The following is a 1,092-nucleotide window of genomic DNA, read 5'->3' as shown; positions in this document are numbered from 1 at the left end:
CTGCTGCCCGACCGGTTCCTCCANTCGCCAACATGATCCAGGTCGAGCGCCCCACCATCGCCGCCGCGGTGCCCACCATCTGGCAGGGCCTCACCGCCGAGCTGGAGGAGCACCCGCGCGACGTGTCCTCGCTGGAGCGGGTCGTGGTGGGCGGCTCGGCCTGCCCGCCGTCGCTGATGCGCGCCTTCGACGAGCGGTTCGGGGTGCCCATCGTGCACGCCTGGGGCATGACCGAGACCTCGCCGCTGGGCAGCGTCGCCAACCCGCCGGCCGGGGCCGAGGGGGAGGAGCGCTGGGCCTACCGCCTCTCCCAGGGGCGGCTCCCGGCGAGTGTGCAGGGGCGCCTGGTCGGCGACGGAGGAGAGGTCGTGCCCAACGACGGGCAGAGCGTGGGCGAGCTCCAGGTGCGGGGCCCGTGGATCGCCGGTTCGTACTACAAGGATGCCGACCCGGAGAAGTTCCAGGACGGCTGGCTGCGCACGGGGGACGTGGGCACCCTCAGCCCGGACGGGTTCCTGCGCCTCACCGACCGCGCCAAGGACGTGATCAAGTCCGGCGGGGAGTGGATCTCGTCGGTGGAGCTCGAGAACCGGGTGATGGAGCACCCCGCGGTCGCCGAGGCCGCCGTGATCGCCGTGCCCGACCCCAAGTGGGACGAGCGGCCGCTGGTGGCGGTGGTGCTGCGGGAGGGGCAGGCCGTCGACGCCGCTGAACTGCGCGCCCACCTGGCCGACCGGGTCGCCCGCTGGCAGCTGCCCGAGCGGTGGGCCTTCGTGGACGAGGTGCCCAAGACCAGCGTCGGCAAGTTCGACAAGAAGAGCCTGCGCAAGGCGCACGGCGACGGGACGCTGAAGGTGGTCGAGGAGAGAGGGTGACCTCGCCCGCCCCGTGAACGGGGAGGGCCGCTCGGACGGCGTTCACGGCCCCGCCCGCAGGACAGGGCGGGGCCTTCCTGTGGGCAGGGCGCCCCTCCTGGACAGGGCGCCAGGGCTCCTCGCGGCTCGGCGCGGCCGGCGGCCACGGCGCGGCCGGTGCCCCGCTCGCGGGCCCTGGCCGGGTGGCGGGCCCTGCGGGGGCCAGTGGAGGCGGCGA

At 75.0% G+C, this 1,092-nt stretch carries 1 protein-coding gene; it reads left to right on the top strand.

The window, feature by feature from the left end; translation table 11 throughout:
* The first annotated feature begins 32 nt into the window (after nucleotides 1-32).
* On the top strand, nucleotides 33-875 hold the full coding sequence (locus D450_RS31240; protein ID WP_017541354.1) for an AMP-binding protein: 843 nt from the start codon (nucleotides 33-35) through the stop codon (nucleotides 873-875).
* The last annotated feature ends 217 nt before the right edge of the window (nucleotides 876-1,092 follow it).

The sequence above is a fragment of the Nocardiopsis halophila DSM 44494 genome (genome assembly GCF_000341245.1).
In the GTDB taxonomy this organism is placed as follows: domain Bacteria; phylum Actinomycetota; class Actinomycetes; order Streptosporangiales; family Streptosporangiaceae; genus Nocardiopsis_A; species Nocardiopsis_A halophila.
The sequence above is the reverse complement of the archived record's forward strand: the minus strand, read 5'-3'. Positions and strand labels throughout refer to the sequence as shown.